Raw genomic sequence first — 20750 nt, forward strand, 5'->3', positions numbered from 1 at the left:
AGTTGGCACGCAACTTGATATAAGTAAATCATCTTACTTAAAAACACCGTATTAATTTGAGGTTGCTATGTCTATTCTGGTTAAAAATAATATTCATTGGGTGGGTCAACGTGACTGGGAAGTGCGTGATTTTCATGGTACCGAATATAAAACCCTCCGTGGCAGCAGCTACAACAGCTATCTGATTCGTGAAGGTAAAAATGTCCTGATCGATACTGTGGATCACAAATTCAGCCGTGAGTTCGTGCAGAACCTGCGCAGCGAAATCGATCTGGACGCCATCGACTACATCATCATTAACCATGCGGAAGAAGACCATGCCGGTGCGCTGACCGAGCTGATGTCATACATTCCTAACACCCCAATTTACTGCACCACCAACGCCATTGATTCTATCAACGGTCATCATCACCATCCGGAGTGGAACTTCCACACGGTTAAAACCGGTGACTCGCTGGATATTGGCAACGGCAAACAGCTCATCTTCGTTGAAACTCCAATGCTGCACTGGCCTGACAGCATGATGACTTACATGACGGGCGACGCAGTGTTGTTCAGTAACGACGCCTTTGGTCAACACTACTGCGATGAGCGCCTGTTCAACGACGAAGTGGATCAGACCGAGCTGTTCGAGCAGTGCCAACGCTACTACGCCAATATCCTGACCCCGTTCAGCCGTCTGGTGACGCCAAAAATCACTGAGATTCTCGGCTTCAATTTGCCCGTGGATATGATTGCCACTTCCCACGGTGTGGTATGGCGTGAAAACCCAACGCAAATCGTAGAGCTGTATCTGAAATGGGCGGCGGATTATCAGGAAGACCGCATCACTCTGTTCTACGACACCATGTCCAACAATACTCGTATGATGGCGGACGCGATTGCTCAGGGCATTAATGAAGTTGACCCGAACGTGGCGGTGAAAATCTTCAACGTGGCGCGCAGTGATAAAAACGAAATCCTGACCAACGTTTTCCGCTCGAAAGGTGTGCTGGTGGGAACGTCCACCATGAACAACGTGATGATGCCGAAGATCGCCGGTCTGGTTGAAGAGATGACGGGCCTGCGTTTTCGTAACAAACGAGCCAGCGCTTTTGGCTCCCACGGCTGGAGCGGCGGCGCGGTTGATCGTCTGTCCACGCGCTTACAAGATGCCGGTTTTGAAATGTCGATGAGCCTGAAAGCGAAATGGCGTCCGGACGTCGACGCGCTGGAAATTTGCCGCCAGCACGGCCGTGAGATTGCACGTCAGTGGGCGCTCGCTCCGCTGCCTGAAGCCACAGTAAAACCGACGCAACAGCAGGAAAATTGCGCCTGCGCCGCCGCTGCGGCAGCAGAACTTGGCCCGTGCATGCAGTGCAGCGTTTGTCAGTGGGTCTACGATCCTGCATTGGGCGAACCGCTTCAGGACGTTGCGCCAGGCACGCCGTGGAGTGACGTGCCGGATAATTTCCTGTGCCCTGAATGTTCACTTGGCAAAGACGTTTTCGACGTCCTGGCAACGGAGGCAAAATGAGCCACGGAATCGTGATCATCGGCTCGGGCTTTGCCGCCCGTCAGCTGGTGAAAAATATCCGCAAACAGGACGCGACTGTGCCGCTGACGCTCATTGCAGCTGACAGCATGGACGAGTACAACAAACCGGATCTCAGCCACGTCATCAGCCTGAGCCAGCGCGCCAACGACCTCACCCACCAGCCGGCGGGGGAATTTGCTGAACAGTTCAATCTGCGTCTTTTCCCGTATACCTGGGTAACCGATATCGACGCCGCCGCGCACTGCGTGAAGGCCAAGGATAAGCAATGGCACTACAACAAACTGGTGCTGGCAACGGGTGCATCCGCTTTTGTGCCACCGATTGAAGGCCACGAGCTGATGCTGACGCTAAACAGTCAGCAGGAGTACCAGGCGTGCGAAACCACGCTTCGCGATGCCCGGCGGGTGATGATTGTTGGTGGGGGCCTGATTGGTACCGAACTGGCAATGGATTTTTGCCGGGCGGGTAAATACGTGACGCTGGTTGATCATGCGGCCAGTATTTTATCCGCCCTGATGCCCGCAGAAGTCAGCAGTCGCTTACAGCATCGCCTGACGGATATGGGCGTGCACCACCTGCTGAAATCGCAGTTGCAGAGTCTGACAAAAACCGACACCGGGATCCGTGCGACGCTCGACCGTAACCGCAGCGTGGAAGTGGAGGTGGTGATTGCCGCAACCGGTTTGCGGCCAGAAACCGCGCTTGCCCGCAGGGCCGGCGCAGAAACCCATCGCGGCGTGAAGGTCGACAGCTATCTGCAAACCACACAGCCCGATATTTATGCGCTGGGAGATTGTGCAGAAATTAACGGCCAGGTGCTGCCGTTCCTGCAGCCCATTCAGATCGGTGCGATGGTTTTAGCGAAAAATCTGCTTGGCATCAGCACACCGCTGAAATTACCCGCCATGCTGGTGAAAGTGAAAACGCCCGAATTGCCACTGCATCTCGCTGGCGAAACGCAGCGTCAGGATCTTAACTGGCAGATAACGCTTGAGCCGCAAGGTATGGTGGCACGTGGAATAGATGATGACGGTCAGCTGCGTGCTTTTGTGGTCAGCGAAGATCGAATGAAGGAGGCTTTCGCTCTGTTGAAATCGTTACCCGTTTAATCCTCAGTCTCTTGCTCATCTTACTTGATGTTAGGATTTTATTATCCGCAGCCCCGATGTCCCGGGGCTTTTTTTTACGCGCTCGATTCACAAGGTAAATAATTATTAAATAAATCACACCATCATTCCTTTGTTTATTATCACTATTATAAATACGGGAAATGCAAATATATAACATATAATTATCAATTAATTACGCACGACTATTTTCATGTTTTTATCGACTTAAGACAATAATATTCCGAATTTGGACGCAAAATCTTTTCATCCCCACTTACCCCAAAACACGCACGAGCCACAACGCATTTCTATTCATACATTTGGATTAATAGGCTGAAACAGAAATAAAATAAGTTATATGAATGGATAATATCTTTCGATAAAGATAAAAAATTGCCCTGTATTATCGTTGGGAAATCCATTTCCCTTATCTTATTTGTTGCCAAAAAAGTGTGCGGCGCGCACGTTGAAAGAGCGCCATCCCCTGTTAGAACAGGCTGCAAAAAAACGACTACGAGCGCACCATCAGCGCATCGTAACCACGCCATCGGTAATTAAGCATAGAGATGACCCAGCAGGTGATAAACAAGCCAACCACGAAAAATCCCGCGTTGCCAAGATTATCGTTGACCTTCGCCACAGCATTCCAGATGCCGCCGCTTAGCTGGAACTTATCCATAACCAGGCCCAATGCTTCCAGCCCACCGATAAAAAGCGCCACCACGACCGAGGTGCCGGTAATGGTCATATTGTAATAGAGCTTACGCTGCGGTTTATTGAACGCCCAACCGTAAGCCCCAACCATCAGTAAATTATCAATCGTATCAATCAATGCCATCCCGCTGGCAAACAGCGCCGGGAAAATCATAATCGACCAGACCGACATTCCGTGTGATGCGCTGGCGGCAGAGATACCGAGCACACCAATTTCTGTCGCCGTGTCAAAACCCAGACCAAACAGGAAACCGACCAAATACATCTGCCAGCTTTTGCTCACCAACCGGAACGTCGCGCCAAATAACCAGTTCATCGCGCCACCTGTCACCGGGAGTTCCGCGTCAACGCGTGTCATGCGCCCTTTTTTCAGCGCCTGAAAACTGCGCCAGACGCTACGTAAAATCACCATATTGACCAGCGCCATCGCCAGCAGGAACGTTGCGGAAACAGCGGTGCCAATCACGCTGCCCGTTTCATGAAACCAGGTCATGTTCTGTTGAAATGCCGTCGCGGTGGCCGCAATGGCGACCGTCGCCAGCACCACAATCGTGGAGTGACCCAAAGAGAACCACGCACCAACGCCTGAAGGTCGTTTACCTTGCTGCATCATTTTGCGCGTCACGGTATCGATCGCGGCAATATGATCGGCATCAACCGCATGCCGCAGCCCGTAACACCACGCCAGCAGGCTTGCAGCCATCAGCGCCGTACTGCCGCTAAACGTCTGCCATGCCCAGCCCCAGGCAAGCAGATTCGCCATTGCCAGAACCGAGAGCAAAAGCACCGCGCGGGGTTCGCTACGGATGAGTCGTAACATGTGAGTTCCTTTGTGAGCAGGTTCGAGCGGCGGCGACTACCGCTTGCCCGAAAGAGCAAGCTCCATCGCCCGCAGGCAATTTTGATGGAAAAAGCAGTTGGACGTCCGCGAGGTAAAACCGCAGACGTGCCCGCAGCAATCGGTTATGCAGCACACCACCGCTAAAGCAGATCGTGGAAAGAGACAGCCGTTCGGCGTGATAGCGAACCAAATCTGCCAGCCCTTTCGCCAGCGCGTCATGAAATATCCATGCGCGTTCATCGGGTTCCGCCTGCCAGTCGAGCCACTGCCGCCAGAATGTGGCTAAGTCTGGCACAGTATTTTTAAGCGGCATCGTAACGGGATGTTCCACTCCGGCGCACCGCATCGCCAGCGCTTCCAGTTTGCAGGCCGCTTCGCCTTCATAGCTTTGCACCACTGGCGCAATAGCGAGCGCGCAGGCCACGGCATCAAATAACCGTCCGCAGGACGACGCCAGCGGCGCGTTGATGCCCCGGGCGATCGCCGTCGCCAGCAGCGGCCAGTTTTGCTGTTGCACCGGGCGAGTTTCAGGCCGCGATAGCCAGTCAGGAACAAATGCCTGACAGTGCGCGAGCAGATTTCGCCAGGGCTGCCGCGCTGCCAGATCGCCGCCGGGTAGCGCTACGGCAGGCAATCCGCCCAGGTGTTCGCACGTCAGATAGTTTACGCGCAGGCACTCACCGCCCCACAACGCACCGTTTTCACCCATTCCGATACCGTCGAGCGTCAGCGCGATAACATCGCCGCCCTCCAGCGGCCAGCCATTTTCGGCCAGACACGCCGCAGCATGGGCATGGTGGTGCAATACCGTCTGTGTTGGCAGCGCCATTTCGTTGGCCCATTTCGCGCTGCGATAGCCCGGATGGGCGTCACACACGGTGTGCTCAGGGCGAAAATGATACATCTGCTGAATCACCGCTAGCGCACCGCGCCACTGGCTCGCCACACCTTCATCGCCCAGATCGCCAAAATGCTGGCTCAACACCGCCTGCCCGTCGCGTACCAGACAAAACGTATTTTTCATGTCTGCGCCCAGCGCCAGTATCGGCGGAATATCCTTAAACCCATCAGGCAACGTCATCGCATCCGGCACGTAGCCCCGCGCACGACGCAGCATCACGCCTTCATCGTCCACAACGGAATCATCCATCCGCTGCAAGATGTCGCGGTTGTGCAGCAAAAATCCGTCAGCGATATTGTCCAGATCATTCAGCGCTTGCTGATTTGTCATCGCGGGGGGTTTACCGCTGAGGTTTCCGGACGTCATCACCAGCGGACAGGCCATGCCATCCATCAGCAGATGTTGGAGCGGATTTGAAGGGAGCATCACGCCAATCGTATCCAGACCGGGCGCAATCTCATGCGGCAGATCGGGGAGAAACATTTTTGATGTCAGGACTATAGGCGCAGCAGGTGATTTCAGTAATTCCTGAACGGAGGCCGGTAAATGCGCGATGTCCGTCACCATCACCGCCAGCGGTTTAGCCGGGCGATGTTTGCGCTCCCTCAACCGGGCGATCGCCAGAACATTGCGAGCATCGCAAACCAGATGAAACCCGCCGAGGCTTTTGATGGCCACAATCCCCCCGGCTTTGAGCGATGTGACCGCCGCTTGCAGCGCGTTTTCGCGTGAACAGCGTTCATTACCGGATCGCCATTCCAGCGCCGGTCCGCAGTCCGGGCAGGCGACAGGCTGGGCGTGGAAGCGGCGGTCAGCGGGATTCCGGTACTCTTCATCGCACGGGGCGCAAAGCGGGAAATTCGCCATCGACGTTGCCGGACGATCGTAGGGCATGGCGCGAATAATGGTAAAGCGCGGGCCGCAGTGGGTGCAGTTGATAAACGGATAGCGATAGCGGCGCTCACGCGGGTCGCGCATTTCCGCGAGACACGCGGGGCAAGTGGCGGCATCCGGCACGATTTGAGTTGCCATCGACCCAGCCGCGCTGCGCCGGATAGTAAATTCCGCAGGCGGGCGCGGCCAATGAAATGGCTGCGTCTCCACTTCATCAATGCGTGCCAGCGGCGGGCACTGCTGCAAGAGTTGCTCGGTAAACGCCACCGCATCGCCCGACAAGCGCACCAGCACGCCCTCGCCATCGTTGCAGACATCCCCGCGCAAATGCAGCTGATTCGCCAGTTGCCAGACGAACGGGCGAAACCCCACGCCCTGCACTTTGCCGCGCACCCGCAGCTGTACGCCGCCGTCACTCATCGTCAGAACAGCATGGCAGACGACGTATCAAACGCCGCACGACGACGTTTTTCGGCACTCATCTGTTCAAGTTTATTGCGATCCACACACACCAGCGCGTGTGTCGGACAGGCCTCCATACATGCAGGACCGGTTTCACGGTGATGGCACAAATCGCATTTGTTGGCTTCGGCTTTATCCGCACGCACGCTCAGACCGGCGCCACTGTTACGCACAACCGGACGCACCACCACCTCCATCGCACCATACGGGCACGCCACCACGCAGGTTTTGCAGCCAATACAGCGCTCCTGCATCACCTGCACAAAACCATTTTCACGATTGATGGCGCCGTTAGGGCAGACGTTGGCGCACGGGGCATCTTCGCACTGACGACAGATAGCCGCCGTCGAAATATTCACGCCTTTAATGACATGAATACGCGGCAGAAAAGATTCCGGGGTAAGGGACGCACAATCCTGCTGCGCCTGATGCGACACCACACACGCCACTTCGCAGGTGCGGCAGCCAATACATTTACTCGCATCAGCCATAATAAAACGGTTCATTTGCTTCTCCAGCATGACATTCATGCGGCAAAACATACATAAACCGTGCCATGTTTTAGTGGGCTGATTTCACTGGATTTATCGAAGGCAACGGTCTGTCATCGACACAAGTGACGATGACACCTGTCGACGTTAGACATGCGGTCCGGCAATCACCGAGTCACGCAGGATCAGTTCACCACTGAACGTTTGCTGCAAGGTAAAGTCGCCACCGTCGAGCATGAAAATAAGGCGGCTGATGGTCTCTTTGATCATCTCCGTCACCGGAATCCGCACGCTGGAAAGCGACGGAATGATGTACGGCGCGATGGATACATCATCGAAACCAATGACTGAGACCTGGCCCGGCGTGGCGACGCCGCTGTCATGCAGCTGTTTCACCGCGCCAATCGCCATGTCGTCGTTGCTGGCCACCAGCGCGGTAAATGTCTCACCGCGCGACAGCAGCGTTGAAACGCCCAACGCTCCGCTTTCGGGGTTCCATTTTCCCTCCACGATCAAGGCGTCATTCAGGGGAATGTGATGCTGTGCCAGCGCGTCTTTGTACCCGGAAAGGCGCTCGATCCCAGTAGGAGAATCCAGCGATCCGGTGATAAACGCAATGTCGCGATGCCCCATGTCAATCAGCTGCGACACCGCCGCCTGACACGAGGCTTTATGATCTGACCAAACGCAGTGGCTGCTGTTTTTACGCAGGCGGCGGTTAAGCACCATAATCGGCTGTTCGTGTTTCTGAATGATGTCATCCATCTCCTCCACGCTCAAAAAGCGCGGATAGATGATGATCGCATCGCAGCGCATATCAAGCAGATACTGAATCGCTTCGCGCTCTTCATCGGCGCTGTGCTTGCCATCGGCCAGGATCAGCTGCCGCCCTTTCTCTTCGGTCATTCGCGCGGCGTGGAACAACAGTTCGCTAAAATAGACGCCGTGATACAAGGTGTTGGTCACCACCAGCCCGAGAGTTTGCGTACGTCTTGTTGCCAGGTTTCGTGCCAGCAAATTGGGCCGATAACCGCTCTCTTCGATCGCCTGAAAAACGCGATCTTTGGTCTCCTGGCTCACATAGCCATTGCCCGACAACACCCGCGACACCGTCGCTTTCGACACCCCTGCCCGCTTCGCCACTTCCAGCATCGTGGTCATTGTATTTTTCCCTCTCAACCTGATGAGCCGCAGTGTACTGCACTGCGTAAACATTGTCGCAGCACGAATCTCACGCTTTCAATATGCCAAAGTGATCGTTATCACGAATATAAAAAATGTACATATTTCGATCTTGTTTCATATTAGAAAACTATTCATGATTTTGTGAAACCGGTTTCCTACCCATTCTCAAAACGACAACAGGATCTCACCCGATGGCCAAAAATTATGCTGCACTGGCGAACGATGTCGTCAGCGCGCTCGGCGGTAAAGACAACGTCGCTGCCGTCACCCACTGTATGACGCGCCTGCGTTTCGTGCTGCACGACGAAAGTAAAGTGGATACCGCGACGCTGAAAAGCCTCAGCGGCGTGCTCGGCGTGGTGCGTAATGACAACCAGTGCCAGGTGATTATCGGCAACACCGTTTCACAAGCGTATCGCGAAGTGGTGAGCCTGCTCCCGGCAGGAATGCAGCCCGCTCAGCCGCAGGGCCCGCAAAAACTCACGCTTAAGCGCATCGGGGCCGGAATACTGGACGCGTTGATCGGTACGATGTCTCCGCTGATCCCGGCGATCATTGGCGGCTCAATGGTGAAGCTGCTGGCAATGATTCTGGAAATGACCGGTGTGCTACCAAAAGGCGCGCCGACACTGACTATTCTGACGGTTATCGGCGACGGCGCATTCTTCTTCCTGCCGCTGATGGTCGCCGCGTCCGCCGCGATTAAATTCAAAACCAACGTGTCGTTGGCAATTGCCATCGCCGGCGTACTGGTGCATCCGAGTTTTATCGAACTGATGGCGAAAGCCGCGCAGGGCGAGCACGTTGAGTTCGCATTTATTCCAGTGACCGCGGTGAAATACACCTACACCGTGATCCCCGCGCTGGTGATGACCTGGTGTCTGTCGTACATCGAAGTCTGGGTAGACAAAATTACCCCTGCGGTGACCAAAAACTTCCTTAAACCGATGCTGATCGTGCTGATTGCGGCTCCGCTTGCCATCGTCTTAATTGGCCCGCTGGGGATCTGGATCGGTAGCGCCATCTCCGCGCTGGTTTACACTGTTCACGGTTATCTGGGCTGGCTGTCGGTCGCGATTATGGGCGCATTGTGGCCACTGCTGGTCATGACCGGGATGCACCGCGTATTTACCCCGACGATTATCCAGACCATTGCTGAAACGGGCAAAGAAGGGATGGTGATGCCGTCTGAGATTGGCGCAAACCTGTCACTCGGCGGTTCTTCTCTGGCGGTCGCCTGGAAAACCAAAAACCCGGAACTGCGCCAGACGGCGTTAGCGGCGGCGGCGTCTGCCATCATGGCGGGTATTTCTGAACCCGCGCTGTACGGTGTAGCAATCCGTCTGAAACGTCCTCTGATTGCGAGTTTAATCAGCGGGTTTATCTGCGGTGCAGTGGCCGGAATGGCCGGTCTTGCCAGCCATTCGATGGCCGCTCCAGGCCTGTTTACCAGCGTACAATTCTTTGATCCGGCCAACCCAATGACGATCGTATGGGTGTTTGGCGTGATGGCATTGGCGGTGGTGTTATCGTTTGTTCTGACCCTGCTCCTCGGCTTTGAGGATATCCCGGTCGAAGACGATGCAGAAAAAGCACGCGCCCTGCAAACCGCGCCGGTTCAGGCACAGGAAGCACGAGCATAAAATGAATAGCGAGGTAAAAATGTCTGTTTTTCCACAAGGATTTCTATGGGGCGGCGCACTGGCCGCCAACCAGAGTGAAGGCGCGTACCGCGAGGGCGGGAAAGGGCTGACCACGGTCGATATGATCCCCCACGGTGCCAGTCGCCTGGCGGTGAAGGTCGGTAAGGAAAAACGTTTTGCGCTGCGCGAGGACGAATTTTATCCGAGCCACGAGGCGATTGATTTTTACCATCGCTACAAAGAAGACATCGCCCTGATGGCAGAGATGGGGTTTACCGTTTTCCGCACGTCGATTGCCTGGAGCCGCCTCTATCCGAACGGCGACGAGCCGCTGCCCAATCAGGAAGGTATCGCCTTTTATCGTGCGGTTTTTGAAGAGTGCAAAAAGTACAACATCGAACCGCTGGTGACGCTGTGCCACTTTGACGTGCCGATGCATCTGGTCACTGAATATGGCTCATGGCGTAACCGTAAAATGGTCGATTTCTTCGCCCGTTATGCCCGTACCTGTTTTGAAGAGTTTAACGGTCTGGTGAAATACTGGCTCACCTTCAACGAAATCAACATCATGCTCCACAGCCCGTTCTCCGGTGCCGGGCTGGTGTTTGAAGAGTGTGAAAACGAAGATCAGGTGAAATACCAGGCCGCGCACCATGAACTGGTCGCAAGTGCGCTGGCGACCAAAATCGCCCATGAAGTGAACCCGCAAAACCAGGTCGGATGTATGCTGGCGGGCGGTAATTTCTATCCTTACTCCTGCAAGCCGGAAGACGTGTGGATGGCGCTGGAGAAAGACCGCGAAAATCTGTTCTTTATCGACGTGCAGGCGCGCGGGCGCTATCCGTCCTACTCTGCCCGCGTATTTCGCGAAAAAGGGGTGACGATAGTTAAAGACCCTGGCGATGATGCGCTGCTGAAAAACACCGTCGATTTTGTGTCGTTCAGCTATTACGCCTCTCGCTGTGCCTCCGCAGACATGAATGCCAACAACACCAGCGCGGCAAACATCGTTAAATCGCTGCGTAATCCGCACATCGAAGTGAGCGCGTGGGGCTGGGGCATCGACCCGCTGGGCCTGCGCATCACCATGAACATGATGTACGACCGCTATCAGAAACCGCTGTTCCTGGTCGAAAATGGCCTGGGCGCAAAAGACGAGTTTGACGCCAACGGCGAGATCAACGACGACTACCGCATCAGCTACCTGCGCGAACACATCCGTGCAATGGGCGATGCGATCGAAGATGGCGTACCGCTTATCGGCTACACCTCATGGGGTTGTATTGATTTGGTGGCGGCATCGACGGGTGAAATGAGCAAGCGCTACGGGTTTGTTTACGTGGATCGTGACGACGCGGGCAACGGTTCATTGGATCGCATTCGGAAGAAATCGTTCTGGTGGTACAAAAAGGTGATAGCGAGTAACGGCGCGGATCTGGATTAGCCTGATGCCCTCACCCTCTCTCTGTGGGAGAGGGTAAGGGCGAGGGCAACAACTCACAGCTGAGCGAATCCCCCGTCCCCTTCCCACTGCGCAAGACGAGAGTAAACCACGTCTACTGCCTCTTTGATGGGCGGCGTCATCGGATAATAAAAACCGACAATATCGGGCTGAATGCCTAAAAATAGCACCTCAACCACATCGTCTTTAATCTGATCGACCAGATAATTGAGCGGCATATTGTGGGTGGTCATCATAAACATCTCGGCGATATCGTCGGGATCGACCAGACGGATTTCGCCGGGATTCAGCCCCATATCAGTGGCATCCACAATCAGCACCCGGTCCGGGCGCAATTCGCGAATGGCGACGACGTCGTTTTCGGGCGCACTGCCGCCATCAATCACCACCCAGTTTCCTTGCGGATGCACAGCGCACATTTCCGCCAGCAGCGGACCTGCGCCGTCATCACCCATCAGGCTATTGCCGACACACAGTAAAACGTCAGTCACGTATTCTCCTCACCATCAGGTAGATGGCGCTCTCCTGATGAATATCGTGCAGCATGCTGAGCACGGTTTTGCTCCACGCCTGCTGCTCGGGCGATTGTATTGCGAGTGCCGCATCAAACGCGTTCGCCAGCATCGCGATGTGGTTACTGTCGATAACGATTTCGCCATATTTCGGCACGCCCTCCATCTTGCGCCGCGCGGTGCTCCCCGCTTCCAGCGTGCCAATCCACGCCAGATATTCTTGCCACGGGCAACTTAACGCCGCTTCGAGGCAGTCGATCACCCCAAGGTGGTGACCAATCGCCAGGCTGTAATAAACCACCTGCTGCGCCGCATCCGGCGTGGCATCGTTTTCGTCAATAAACTTACGGCTCAGCTGACTGAACACCACCCTTTCACTCATCGGATACGCGCCTCATCGACGACCTGATTTAAGTTGGCAACGATCTCATTCAGTCGCGGATCGTTTTCTGCCTCCAGCCAGCGCGCCACCTGATGTTCGCCCTGGCTCAGCAGGCGCAGATAATCGTCGGCAATCTGGCGACCATAGCGATATCCCGCTAGCCTGCGCGCAGTGCGATCGACTTTAACGCGCAGCGGCTGCACCATGTCCGGATGCAGGATCGTCGCGGGTTGACTGTCGATTTCACCCGGCTCGCGAGCGTGGATTTTCTGCTCCAGCAGACCCAGCGCCATGGCGAAACCGTACAGCGTGGCCGCTGGCGTCGGGGGACAGCCAGGAATATAGACATCGACCGGTACGATTTTGTCGGTGCCGCCCCACACGCAGTACAGATCGTGGAAAATCCCCCCGCTGTTACCGCAGGCGCCGTAAGAAATACAAATTTTCGGATCGGGTGCAGACTGCCATGCCCGCAGCGCAGGTGAGCGCATCGCGCGGGTCATCGCGCCGGTAAACAGCAAAATATCGGCGTGACGCGGAGAGGGCACGACCTTAATACCAAAACGTTCGGCATCAAAAAGCGGTGACAGCGTGGCGAAGATTTCAATCTCGCAGCCGTTGCAGCCGCCGCAGTCGACGCGATAAACGTAGGCAGAGCGTTTGATTTTTTTCAGCAGCGACGCCTTCATATTGGCGATGGATTCGTCCACCGTCATCGGCACTGGAATGCCATTATCATCGCGCGGGCCGAGTAAATGGCTCATCAGCTGGCCTCTTTCATATGGCGAGTTAAATCGATGCGGTCGGACGGCAACAGGCATTTTTGGCGTTTGCAGTCCGGGCAGGTTTCAAAGCTTTCGCGGTGATGTTCTGCGCGGACGTCACCGTTGTGTTTCAGCAGCGCAATCGCGTAGTCGATCTCTTTTTGCACGGCAAAAGGACGACTGCACACCCGGCAGTTGCACAGGGCAAAGCGCGACTGCTGGAGAAAATCCTCTTTTTTCCATACCGCCAGTTCGTACTCTTGCGACAGCTTAATCGCCGCCGTTGGGCAAACCTCTTCGCAGCGACCGCAAAAAATGCAGCGCCCAAGGTTGAACTGCCAGGCCAGCTCTTTGGTTGCCAGATCCGTTTCAACCGTCAGCGCATTCGACGGACAGGCGTTCACGCAGGCGGCGCAGCCGATGCACTGCTGCGGATTGTGTTCAGGTTTGCCGCGAAAGTTTTTATCGACCGGAATCGGCTCCAGCGGATAACTGCTGGTAACCGTGCCGGTTTTGACCACTTTTTTGATAAAGGTAAACATCACGAGTCCTTATTTCAGCGGCGAGTTTTTACGCTCGATGCTGTAACGCTCAAGCTCTTTGTACGCCACCACTTTGCTTTTCTTTTTACGCACATCGACCACCGTCATGCGGTCGGTGCAGGAGTAGCACGGATCCAGGCTGCCAATGATCAGCGGCGCATCAGAGACGGTGTTGCCGCGCAGCATGTAGCGCAGCGTCGGCCAGTTGGCGTAGGTCGCCGCACGACAGCGCCAGCGATAGAGTTTTTGATTGTCGCCAGTCATGCTCCAGTGGATATCATCCCCACGCGGCGCTTCGGCAAAGCCAAGCGCAAAGCGGTTAGGAATATAGGTAAAGCCCTCGACCATCAGCGGACCGCCCGGCAGGTTATCCAGACCAAAATCGATCATATTCAGCGCGGTGAACACCTCGTTGATACGCACTTTCAAACGCGAAATTACGTCGCAACCCTGTTCGGTGTGAATCGTCATGGGCAGCAGGCCATACCCGACAAACGGGTGATCGGTGCGGGTATCGCGGGCGTGACCACTGGCGCGAACCATCGGGCCGACGTTGCTGAAATCGCGGGCAATTTGCGGATCAAGGCGACCAATGCCCACGGTACGTTGTTCGATGTTTGGCGTACTGAGCAGCATATCGACCAGCTCCTGCACGTCGCGGCGCATTTGCTGCGCCAGCAAGCGGGTCTGGATCATGTCATCTTTCAGCAGATCGCGACGAATCCCGCCGATCAGATTCAAACCGTAGGTTTTACGCGCTCCGGTGAGGATTTCCGCCATTTTCATGGAGGCTTCACGCACGCGGAAAAACTGCATAAACCCGGAGTCAAAACCTACAAAGTGGCAGGCCAGTCCCAGGTTGAGCAGGTGCGAATGCAGACGTTCCACTTCCAGCAAAATGGCGCGGATCATCTGCGCACGTTCCGGCACCACAATTCCCATGCCGTTTTCTACCGACGTGGTGTAGGCGGTGCTGTGGGCAAAGCCGCAAATGCCGCACACACGGTCAGACAGGAAGGTGACTTCGTTATAGCCCATGCGGGTTTCCGCCAGTTTCTCCATGCCACGGTGAACATAGAACAGACGGTAATCGGCATCGATAATGTTTTCGCCATCGACGAACAGGCGGAAATGGCCTGGCTCATCGGAGGTGACGTGCAACGGGCCAATCGGCACCACGTTATTTTTTTTGCTGCCCAGCTCGTTGATGAATTCGTAGGTTTCGCTGTCGGTCGTTGGCGCAGGGCGCTGACGATAATCCATGCTGTCTTTACGCAGCGGATAGAGTTCGTCCGGCCAGTCGTCAGGCAAGACCAGACGGCGCTCATCCGGCAGGCCAACAGGCACCAGACCGTACATATCGCGCACTTCGCGCTCGCCCCAGACGGCCGCGGGCACGCGCGGCGTGACGGACGGGTATTCCGGTTTATTCGGATCCACTTCGACGCGAACGGTGAGCCAGCACTTCACGCCCTGCTCCATCGACATCACGTAATACACCGCGTAATTACCGCACAGCTGACGCTCATCGTTACCGAACAGCACCGACAGCCAGCCACCCTGCTGGTAATAAAGAAACTCCACCACTTCTGGCAGATAGTTCACCTTAATGGTGACGGTTATCTGATCTTTCGTCTGCCAGGACTCTTCCAGCACCACGCCGGGGAAGGCCTGATGCAGCGCGGCGAGATAGTTTTGACCTATTTTTTCTTCTGACATGCTCTGACTCTCTGTAATCACGCCACCAGCAAGGAGACGAATGCTAAAAATGCAAAACCAAAACCAGCCCAGGTGATGCGTGAGGTGGCAACAAACCGCAGTCGCGCCATGCTGTTTTCAAACAGGGCGATAATGAGGACGCCGGCCATCAGCTTGAGCGCGGCAATCACCACGGCCAGCACCAGACCACCGACGGAAAAGTGGATCATTTGCCCCCACGGGAAAAAGACGCCGACAAACATCTGCAACACAACCAGCTGTTTAAGGCTGATGCCCCACTTCAGCACCGCAAAGCCGTAGCCGCTGTATTCAGTCAGCGGGCCTTCCTGCAGCTCTTGCTCCGCTTCTGCAAGGTCGAACGGCAGTTTGCCCATCTCGATAAAGGTGGCAAACGCGCAGGCGCACAGCGCCAGAATCAGCGGGATGCTGCGCGCAACGGGCCAGTGATAGACGGTATCGGTGATAAAGCTGATATGGGTAGATCCCGCAACCTGCGCGGCGACCCACAATCCCAGCAGCAGGATCGGCTCCACTAATACGCCCAGCATCGCCTCGCGGCTGGCCCCGATGCCGGTGAACGGACTGCCGGTATCCAGACCCGCAATGGCAAAGAAAAAGCGCGCGATAGCAAAGAGGTAAATCAGGGTGATCAGATCGCCCAAAACAGGCAGCGGTGACCACACCGTCACCACCGGCAGCGCGGTGGCAATCGTCAGCATCACGCCGACCATGACAAACGGCGTCAGACGAAACACCCAACCCGCCGCATCGGGCGCAATGCTTTGACGCCCCATCAGCTTGAACAGGTCGCGATATTCTTGCAGCACGCCAGGACCACGACGGTTATGCATCCGCGCACGCGCCACACGGGTCACGCCGGAGAGCAGTGGCGCGACGGCAAACAACACCAGCGCCTGAAATAATGCCAGTAACAAACTCATGTCAGGCTCCTCGTGAAATCACAATCACCACCAGAACGGCCAGCTCGATCACGGCAAGACGACGGAAAAAACCAGGCGCGGCAGTACTCTGCCAGCCGGGGATCCAGCCCACCGGATTGAACTTCTCTCGCAGTTTCAGCACGGCAGAAAAGTTTTCTTTTACCGGCATCGCAAAACCGTGGGCGGTGATCACCATGGATTGTTCGTGTTCATATCCGCAGGCCCACGCCGCGCCGCGCGAACGGGCAGGCAGGCGATCGCGTTTGAAGAACAGCATCAGCACGAACGGCAGCAGCGGCGCGGCAATCAGCAGCAGCGCAATCATCGGTTGAGAAACGGTGGTGTGCGCCGTCGTCAGCGGCAGCGGAACAGCCGTTCCCAGCAGTGGCAGCAGCCATGGCGCCGCGACGCCACCCGCAATACAACACATCGCCAGCAGAACTACGCTCATCGTCATCAGGAAAGGGGCGCTAAATGCCTGTTTAGCTTCACGGGTTCGCGGCGCGCCAAGGAATGTCACGCCATACACTTTTGCCATACACATCACCGCCAGCGCACCCGTAATGGCTAAACCCACCGCCAGCATCGGTCCAAGAAGGCGTGCAATAAACACGTCGCTCTGACCGAGCGCAAAAAAGGACTGGTAGATAACCCATTCGCCAGCAAAGCCGTTGAGCGGCGGCAGTGCGGCCATCGCCATCAGCCCGACCAGCATGGCAAGTGAGATAAACGGCATTTTTTTACCGATCCCGCCGAGCTTCTCGATATCGCGATGCCCGGTGCGGAACCAGACGCTGCCCGCTCCCAGAAACAGGGTGCTTTTAAACAGGCTGTGGTTGATGAGGTGATATAGCCCGCCGATAAAACCAGCCGCAATCAGGGCCGGTTGGTTCAATGCGAGTCCGGTAACACCTGCGCCAAAGCCCAGTAAAATAATGCCGATATTTTCGAGCGTGTGGTACGCCAGCAGACGCTGGATATTGTGTTCCATCAGGGCATACAGTCCGCCTACGAAAGCAGTGAGCATTCCGACCAGGAGCAGCGCCACGCCCCACCACAGCGGCGGTTGTCCACCCACCAGCGTCAACGTCAACATGCCGAACAGACCGACTTTCATCACCACGGTTGAAAACAGGGTCGCGGCAGGTGCAGAAGCGTTAGCATGTGCCTGCGGAGCCCAGCCGTGTAGCGGAATAATCCCGGCCAGCAAACCAAAGCCCACCATCCCCAGCAGCCAGATGTCAGCGCCCAGTGGCAGCATCGGTGTGCGTTCATTGATCAACACCAGATCCAGCGTGCCGTAACGTTGCCACGTCAACCAGCACGCCAGCGCCAGCAGCAGCGTTCCGAGACGTCCCAGCACAAACCACAGCTTGCCCGACGGCATACAGCCGGTGAGAAACACCCCGCAAAGCGCCATGATTTCCGCCATCACCACCAGCGCCGCCAGATTGCTGGCAACCACGGCACAAATGGCGGTAGCCAACAGCAAATTAACCAACAACCCGTTCGGTTTGGTCTGCGCATGACGATGCCAGTCGATGTTAAACAGGCTGATAAACAGGCCGCACAAGCCAAAGGTCAGCAGCCAGATGGCGTTGAGCGGCGTAATGGCAATGCTGTGGTGAATAAAAGGCATCACCGCCGCAGCATTCAGTCCGCGCGTCAACACGACAAAGCCCGCAGCCAGCGTCATCACGCTCCCCACTGCGCCGCCTAGCCCGGCGACCCAGCCGCTCAGCGGCTTGTAAAATGAGCAGAGGAGTGACAGAACGGCCGTCGCCGCCAGGCACGCTACAGCGCTGATAATCAAATCGACAGCGTTCATTTCGCCCCCTCATTTTGCGTCTGGAACAGCGACAGATCGCCGAAATCGGTATTCACGGTCAGCTCGCGTTTACGTTTGCTGCTGCGCGCAATATCACGAATATTCACTAAAATCAGCGCCTTTGTCGGACAGGTGCGAACACAGGCGGGGCCTTGTTCGTCAAAGCTACAAAAATCGCATTTCACCGCCACGGCACGCACGCCCGGCACCCAATCCAGCAGCGTACTGACGCGCGCCGGAGCCGGTGGCGCAGGTGGCGCTTTTGGCGAATTTGCATTTGCGGGAATGTGCAGCGGACGGCTGCCGGAAAATTCAATGGCACCAAATGGACAGGCGATTCCGCACAATTTGCAGCTCACGCACAGGCTTTCATTTAATTGCACAGCCCCCTCAACGCGGGTGATGGCGTTGACGGGACAGACTCCCGCACAGGGGGCATCTTCACAATGATGGCAGAGCTGCGGTGCAGACTCTTTCTCATTTCGCATGACTTTTAAACGTGGCATCGACTGTAACCCGTGCAGACGGTGTGTTTCTGAACACGCCGCTTCACAGGTGTGACAGCCAATGCAGACCGTCGAGTCAGCTATTACAAAACGGTTCACCGGGGAGTCCTCAGGACATAGTCATTTTTGACGAAAAAGTGCCATATCGACACGTCTCGACACGTAACATCAGACGGTGCGCGGCTCGCTCACCAACGCTTTTAAATCCACCGGTAAATCGTGCTCAACCGCGGAATAGAGGTTGTTGTAAACAGGTGCGATTTTTTCCAGATAGTGTTCAAGCACCTGCTGGCGATCGCGGTTGCTGACGTGACCGTCAACCATCCCGTCAGCCATCAACTGCGCCTGCGCAATCAGCTCTCTTTCGCCCTCTTTCGTCTCGACGAAGTACTGAATGGTGTGGCTGTTAAAGTTATCCGCCAGGGTGACGTAAATCATGAAGTGGCCGAACAGCACAAAGCACAAATCCTCTTGTGCCGCACAGCTCATGGCGTGATGCAGACGCGCTTTTGACAGGGTGATCCCCTGGACCAGCGAATTACAGTAATGCTGCCATTGTTCCTGCAGTGATTGATGGCGCTGCGCGATGTAATCCGCCTTTTCGCTAATTTCCCAAATAGTCATCTCAGGTATCCGGTTAATGGAGATACGGCTGTTAAGCAGATTTTGTGCCAATTTTTATCATGTTGAAATTTATAGAATTTAATCCGAATCAATCTGTCAACGACAGCCTGTCGACGTGTCATTTCGTCAGCAGTGTCATCGTCACACCCTAATCAAAATTAAGCTGGCATCTTTATTGCATTAATGGGGCAAATCATTGAGGAGGCGTCATGCACGAAATCACCCTCTGCCAGCGAGCGCTGGAGTTAATCGAACAGCAGGCAAAAGCGCATCACGCGAAACGCGTGACGGGCGTGTGGCTGAAAGTGGGGGCGTTTTCCTGCGTCGAAACCAGCGCCCTCACCTTTTGCTTTGAGCTGGTGTGCCGCGACACGCTGGCAGAAGGCTGCCAGCTGCATATAGAAGAACAGCAGGCCGAATGCTGGTGCGAACACTGCCAGCAGTACGTCACGCTGTTGTCCTCTAAAGTGCGCCTCTGCCCGCAGTGCCAGAACGTTGGGCTGCGCATCGTGGCCGACGACGGTTTGCAGATCCAGCGCCTCGAAATAGACCAGGAGTAAATCATGTGTAGTACCTGCGGTTGCGCCGAAGGCAACCTGTATATCGAAGGCGATGAGCATCGCCCCCATTCCGCGTTTCGCTCCGCACCTTTCTCCCCTGCACCGCGTGCCACAGCGGCGTTAACCGGCATTCGGTTCGCACCGAAGCCGTCGGATGCAGGCGATCTGCATTACGGCCACGGCGAAGCGGGAACGCATGCGCCAGGCATGAGCCAGCGCAAAATGTTGGAAGTCGAAATCAACGTGCTGGACAAGAATAATCAGCTGGCTGCGCGCAATCGCGCGCGCTTTGCCGCGCGTCAACAGCTGGTCCTGAACCTGGTTTCCAGCCCCGGTTCGGGCAAAACCACTCTGCTAACCGAAACGCTCAAACGCCTGAACGGCAGCGTCTCGTGCGCCGTTATCGAAGGCGATCAGCAAACCGTGAATGACGCCGCGCGTATCCGCGAAACCGGCACCCCGGCCATTCAGGTGAATACCGGTAAAGGCTGCCATCTGGATGCACAAATGATCGCCGACGCCGCGCCGCGTCTGCCGCTGGCGGACAAGGGCATTCTGTTTATCGAAAACGTTGGCAATCTGGTCTGTCCGGCGAGCTTTGATCTGGGCGAACGCCACAAAGTCGCGGTGCTGTCCGTGACCGAAGGGGAAGACAAGCCGCTGAAATATCCGCATATGTTTGCCGCTGCCTCGCTCATGTTGCTCAATAAAATCGACCTGCTGCCGTATCTGAATTTTGATGTCGATAAATGCCTGGCCTACGCGCGCGAGGTGAACCCGGATATTCAGATCCTGCTGGTTTCCGCCACGCGCGGCGACGGCATGGAAAGCTGGCTTGCATGGCTGGAGAACGAACGATGTGCATAGGCGTTCCGGGACAAATTCATTCCATCGATGGCAATCAGGCGAAAGTAGAAGTCTGCGGCGTGCTCCGCGACGTTGATCTCACGCTGGTCGGGTGCGTGGATGAAACTGGCGCATCGCGTCTTGGCCAGTGGGTGCTGGTCCACGTGGGTTTTGCGATGAGCGTGATTGACGAGGACGAAGCCCGCGACACCCTGGCGGCGCTGCAAAATATGTTCGACGTCGAGCCCGACGTCGGCGCGCTGCTATATGGCGAGGAGCGATAGCCG

Annotated in this window: 20 protein-coding genes; 7 read left to right on the forward strand and 13 right to left on the reverse strand. The window is 55.8% G+C overall.

Going from position 1 to position 20750, the window contains the following annotated elements; all coding sequences use genetic code 11:
* Nucleotides 1–67: 67 nt before the first annotated feature.
* Both norV and norW read left to right on the forward strand, forming a co-directional pair.
* Nucleotides 68–1516 (forward strand): anaerobic nitric oxide reductase flavorubredoxin, encoded by a 1449-nt coding sequence (gene norV, locus I6L74_RS03495; RefSeq protein ID WP_059177711.1) that lies wholly within the window; start codon nucleotides 68–70, stop codon nucleotides 1514–1516.
* Complete coding sequence (norW, locus tag I6L74_RS03500; protein ID WP_059177710.1) at nucleotides 1513–2646, forward strand: NADH:flavorubredoxin reductase NorW; 1134 nt, start codon at nucleotides 1513–1515, stop codon at nucleotides 2644–2646. Before norV ends, norW begins: the two co-directional genes overlap by 4 nt.
* A 511-nt stretch (nucleotides 2647–3157) precedes the next feature.
* Here the strand turns inward: norW and I6L74_RS03505 are convergent.
* The 4 genes from I6L74_RS03505 to I6L74_RS03520 all read right to left on the reverse strand — a co-directional run bounded on the left by I6L74_RS03505 (nucleotide 3158) and on the right by I6L74_RS03520 (nucleotide 8110).
* Entirely contained in the window at nucleotides 3158–4180 is a 1023-nt protein-coding gene (locus tag I6L74_RS03505; RefSeq protein WP_059177709.1) for a HoxN/HupN/NixA family nickel/cobalt transporter, read from the reverse strand.
* Nucleotides 4161–6416 (reverse strand): carbamoyltransferase HypF, encoded by a 2256-nt coding sequence (gene hypF, locus I6L74_RS03510; protein WP_059177708.1) that lies wholly within the window; start codon nucleotides 6414–6416, stop codon nucleotides 4161–4163. Before hypF ends, I6L74_RS03505 begins: the two co-directional genes overlap by 20 nt.
* Before the next feature lie 2 nt (nucleotides 6417–6418).
* Nucleotides 6419–6964 carry an electron transport protein HydN gene (gene hydN / locus I6L74_RS03515; protein ID WP_059177707.1) on the reverse strand — a complete coding sequence of 182 codons (546 nt, stop codon included), beginning with the start codon at nucleotides 6962–6964 and terminating at the stop codon, nucleotides 6419–6421.
* Nucleotides 6965–7096: 132 nt separating this feature from the next.
* Nucleotides 7097–8110: a LacI family DNA-binding transcriptional regulator gene (locus I6L74_RS03520; protein WP_059177706.1), complete on the reverse strand. Its 1014-nt coding sequence runs from the start codon at nucleotides 8108–8110 to the stop codon at nucleotides 7097–7099.
* A gap of 215 nt (nucleotides 8111–8325) precedes the next feature.
* On the opposite strand from I6L74_RS03520, the gene ascF reads away from it, so the two are divergent.
* Together ascF and I6L74_RS03530 are read left to right on the forward strand one after the other, a co-directional pair.
* On the forward strand, nucleotides 8326–9777 hold the full coding sequence (ascF, locus tag I6L74_RS03525; RefSeq protein ID WP_059177705.1) for a PTS cellobiose/arbutin/salicin transporter subunit IIBC: 1452 nt from the start codon (nucleotides 8326–8328) through the stop codon (nucleotides 9775–9777).
* Nucleotides 9778–9796: 19 nt separating this feature from the next.
* Entirely contained in the window at nucleotides 9797–11221 is a 1425-nt protein-coding gene (locus I6L74_RS03530; protein ID WP_059178035.1) for a 6-phospho-beta-glucosidase, read from the forward strand.
* Between the two features lie 53 nt (nucleotides 11222–11274).
* On the opposite strand, the gene hycI is transcribed toward I6L74_RS03530, so the two are convergent.
* The 9 genes from hycI to hycA form a co-directional block, all read right to left on the reverse strand.
* The gene (gene hycI, locus I6L74_RS03535; RefSeq protein WP_059177704.1) at nucleotides 11275–11730 is read right to left on the reverse strand and encodes a hydrogenase maturation peptidase HycI; all 456 of its coding nucleotides are present in this window, start codon (nucleotides 11728–11730) and stop codon (nucleotides 11275–11277) included.
* Nucleotides 11723–12133 carry a formate hydrogenlyase maturation HycH family protein gene (locus I6L74_RS03540; protein WP_059177703.1) on the reverse strand — a complete coding sequence of 137 codons (411 nt, stop codon included), beginning with the start codon at nucleotides 12131–12133 and terminating at the stop codon, nucleotides 11723–11725. The genes hycI and I6L74_RS03540 overlap by 8 nt, the downstream gene beginning before the upstream one ends.
* Nucleotides 12130–12897, reverse strand: coding sequence for an NADH-quinone oxidoreductase subunit B family protein (locus I6L74_RS03545; RefSeq protein WP_059177702.1), 768 nt, complete (start codon nucleotides 12895–12897; stop codon nucleotides 12130–12132). The genes I6L74_RS03540 and I6L74_RS03545 overlap by 4 nt, the downstream gene beginning before the upstream one ends.
* Nucleotides 12897–13439, reverse strand: a complete 543-nt coding sequence (locus tag I6L74_RS03550; RefSeq protein ID WP_059177701.1) for a formate hydrogenlyase complex iron-sulfur subunit — start codon at nucleotides 13437–13439, stop codon at nucleotides 12897–12899. Before I6L74_RS03550 ends, I6L74_RS03545 begins: the two co-directional genes overlap by 1 nt.
* A 9-nt stretch (nucleotides 13440–13448) precedes the next feature.
* Nucleotides 13449–15158 (reverse strand): hydrogenase large subunit, encoded by a 1710-nt coding sequence (locus tag I6L74_RS03555; protein ID WP_059177700.1) that lies wholly within the window; start codon nucleotides 15156–15158, stop codon nucleotides 13449–13451.
* Between the two features lie 17 nt (nucleotides 15159–15175).
* Nucleotides 15176–16099: a respiratory chain complex I subunit 1 family protein gene (locus I6L74_RS03560; RefSeq protein ID WP_059177699.1), complete on the reverse strand. Its 924-nt coding sequence runs from the start codon at nucleotides 16097–16099 to the stop codon at nucleotides 15176–15178.
* Between the two features lies 1 nt (nucleotide 16100).
* A complete protein-coding gene (gene hycC, locus I6L74_RS03565) occupies nucleotides 16101–17927 on the reverse strand; it encodes a formate hydrogenlyase subunit 3 (protein WP_059177698.1) in 1827 nt (608 codons plus the stop codon).
* A complete protein-coding gene (locus I6L74_RS03570) occupies nucleotides 17924–18532 on the reverse strand; it encodes a 4Fe-4S dicluster domain-containing protein (protein ID WP_059177697.1) in 609 nt (202 codons plus the stop codon). Before I6L74_RS03570 ends, hycC begins: the two co-directional genes overlap by 4 nt.
* A 69-nt stretch (nucleotides 18533–18601) precedes the next feature.
* Nucleotides 18602–19057: a formate hydrogenlyase regulator HycA gene (hycA, locus tag I6L74_RS03575; RefSeq protein ID WP_059177696.1), complete on the reverse strand. Its 456-nt coding sequence runs from the start codon at nucleotides 19055–19057 to the stop codon at nucleotides 18602–18604.
* A gap of 209 nt (nucleotides 19058–19266) precedes the next feature.
* Here hycA and hypA point away from each other — a divergent pair, with 209 nt between their 5' ends.
* The 3 genes from hypA to I6L74_RS03590 are packed head-to-tail and all read left to right on the forward strand — an operon-like array spanning nucleotide 19267 to nucleotide 20747.
* The gene (gene hypA, locus I6L74_RS03580) at nucleotides 19267–19617 is read left to right on the forward strand and encodes a hydrogenase maturation nickel metallochaperone HypA (RefSeq protein WP_059177695.1); all 351 of its coding nucleotides are present in this window, start codon (nucleotides 19267–19269) and stop codon (nucleotides 19615–19617) included.
* Nucleotides 19618–19620: 3 nt separating this feature from the next.
* On the forward strand, nucleotides 19621–20484 hold the full coding sequence (hypB, locus tag I6L74_RS03585; RefSeq protein WP_059177694.1) for a hydrogenase nickel incorporation protein HypB: 864 nt from the start codon (nucleotides 19621–19623) through the stop codon (nucleotides 20482–20484).
* Complete coding sequence (locus I6L74_RS03590; protein ID WP_059177693.1) at nucleotides 20475–20747, forward strand: HypC/HybG/HupF family hydrogenase formation chaperone; 273 nt, start codon at nucleotides 20475–20477, stop codon at nucleotides 20745–20747. The genes hypB and I6L74_RS03590 overlap by 10 nt, the downstream gene beginning before the upstream one ends.
* Nucleotides 20748–20750: the final 3 nt, after the last annotated feature.

The sequence above is a fragment of the Lelliottia amnigena genome, assembly GCF_019047465.1.
In the GTDB taxonomy this organism is placed as follows: Bacteria; Pseudomonadota; Gammaproteobacteria; order Enterobacterales; family Enterobacteriaceae; genus Enterobacter; species Enterobacter amnigenus.

Excerpts from the sequence above, each read along its gene's own strand:
- norV (WP_059177711.1), top strand. The coding sequence starts at position 68 with ATGTCTATTCTGGTTAAAAATAATATTCATTGGGTGGGTCAACGTGAC.
- norW (WP_059177710.1), top strand. The coding sequence starts at position 1,513 with ATGAGCCACGGAATCGTGATCATCGGCTCGGGCTTTGCCGCCCGTCAG.
- I6L74_RS03505 (WP_059177709.1), bottom strand. The coding sequence starts at position 4,180 with ATGTTACGACTCATCCGTAGCGAACCCCGCGCGGTGCTTTTGCTCTCG.
- hypF (WP_059177708.1), bottom strand. The coding sequence starts at position 6,416 with ATGAGTGACGGCGGCGTACAGCTGCGGGTGCGCGGCAAAGTGCAGGGC.
- hydN (WP_059177707.1), bottom strand. The coding sequence starts at position 6,964 with ATGAACCGTTTTATTATGGCTGATGCGAGTAAATGTATTGGCTGCCGC.
- I6L74_RS03520 (WP_059177706.1), bottom strand. The coding sequence starts at position 8,110 with ATGACCACGATGCTGGAAGTGGCGAAGCGGGCAGGGGTGTCGAAAGCG.
- ascF (WP_059177705.1), top strand. The coding sequence starts at position 8,326 with ATGGCCAAAAATTATGCTGCACTGGCGAACGATGTCGTCAGCGCGCTC.
- I6L74_RS03530 (WP_059178035.1), top strand. The coding sequence starts at position 9,797 with ATGTCTGTTTTTCCACAAGGATTTCTATGGGGCGGCGCACTGGCCGCC.
- I6L74_RS03540 (WP_059177703.1), bottom strand. The coding sequence starts at position 12,133 with ATGAGTGAAAGGGTGGTGTTCAGTCAGCTGAGCCGTAAGTTTATTGAC.
- I6L74_RS03545 (WP_059177702.1), bottom strand. The coding sequence starts at position 12,897 with ATGAGCCATTTACTCGGCCCGCGCGATGATAATGGCATTCCAGTGCCG.
- I6L74_RS03550 (WP_059177701.1), bottom strand. The coding sequence starts at position 13,439 with ATGTTTACCTTTATCAAAAAAGTGGTCAAAACCGGCACGGTTACCAGC.
- I6L74_RS03555 (WP_059177700.1), bottom strand. The coding sequence starts at position 15,158 with ATGTCAGAAGAAAAAATAGGTCAAAACTATCTCGCCGCGCTGCATCAG.
- I6L74_RS03560 (WP_059177699.1), bottom strand. The coding sequence starts at position 16,099 with ATGAGTTTGTTACTGGCATTATTTCAGGCGCTGGTGTTGTTTGCCGTC.
- hycC (WP_059177698.1), bottom strand. The coding sequence starts at position 17,927 with ATGAACGCTGTCGATTTGATTATCAGCGCTGTAGCGTGCCTGGCGGCG.
- hycA (WP_059177696.1), bottom strand. The coding sequence starts at position 19,057 with ATGACTATTTGGGAAATTAGCGAAAAGGCGGATTACATCGCGCAGCGC.
- hypA (WP_059177695.1), top strand. The coding sequence starts at position 19,267 with ATGCACGAAATCACCCTCTGCCAGCGAGCGCTGGAGTTAATCGAACAG.
- hypB (WP_059177694.1), top strand. The coding sequence starts at position 19,621 with ATGTGTAGTACCTGCGGTTGCGCCGAAGGCAACCTGTATATCGAAGGC.
- I6L74_RS03590 (WP_059177693.1), top strand. The coding sequence starts at position 20,475 with ATGTGCATAGGCGTTCCGGGACAAATTCATTCCATCGATGGCAATCAG.